Origin of the sequence: Halomonas ramblicola, assembly GCF_030409215.1 — a bacterium.
GTDB classification, from domain to species: domain Bacteria; phylum Pseudomonadota; class Gammaproteobacteria; order Pseudomonadales; family Halomonadaceae; genus Halomonas; species Halomonas ramblicola.
Genome location: NZ_JAUFPL010000025.1, coordinates 101,873 through 102,761 on the forward strand (window position 1 = coordinate 101,873; position 889 = coordinate 102,761).

General features: G+C 72.0%; 1 pseudogene. It reads left to right on the forward strand.

The features are described 5' to 3' along the window. Positions 1-889: pseudogene (gene pyk, locus QWY80_RS09265) on the forward strand (pyruvate kinase); the annotation flags it as partial.

Sequence of the window (889 nt, forward strand, 5' to 3'; positions counted from 1 at the left end):
AGAGCGTCGCCGCCCTGGGCGACCTCCAGGGCCCCAAGATCCGCATCGCCCGTTTCCGCGACGGCGCCGTGGAGCTCGACGAGGGGGCCCCCTTCATCCTCGATATGGCGCTCGATGGCGAGGCCGGCACGGTGGAGCGCGTGGGCTGCGACTACAAGACCCTGGCCGACGACGTCGCCCCCGGCGACCGGTTGCTGCTCGACGACGGCCGGGTGGTGCTCGACGTCACCGCCGTCCAGGGGCGCGAGATCCACACCACCGTGGTGGTGGGCGGGGCGCTCTCCAACAACAAGGGCATCAACAAGCAGGGCGGCGGCCTCTCCGCCCCGGCGCTCACCGACAAGGACCGCGCCGACCTCCAGACCGCCCTGGACATCGGCGTCGACTATCTCGCCGTGTCCTTCCCGCGCAGCGCCGCCGATATGCAGGAAGCGCGCGAGCTGCTCGGCGAGGCGGGCGCCGAGATCGGCCTGGTGGCCAAGCTCGAGCGCGCCGAGGCGGTGGCCGATGACGCCACCCTCGACGGCATCATCCGGGCCTCGGAGGCGGTGATGGTGGCCCGCGGCGACCTGGGCGTGGAGATCGGCGACGCGAAGCTGATCGGCACCCAGAAGCGCATCATCAAGCGCGCCCGGTCGCTCAACCGCGCGGTGATCACGGCGACGCAGATGATGGAGTCGATGATCGAGTCGCCGCTGCCCACCCGCGCCGAGGTGTTCGACGTGGCCAACGCGGTGCTCGACGGCACCGACGCGGTGATGCTCTCCGCCGAGACCGCCGCCGGCGACTTCCCGGTGGAGACCATCGAGGCCATGGACCGGGTGTGCCTGGGCGCCGAGCGCGAGCGGGTGGCCCAGGAGTCCGGCCACCGCATCCACGAGGGCTTCAC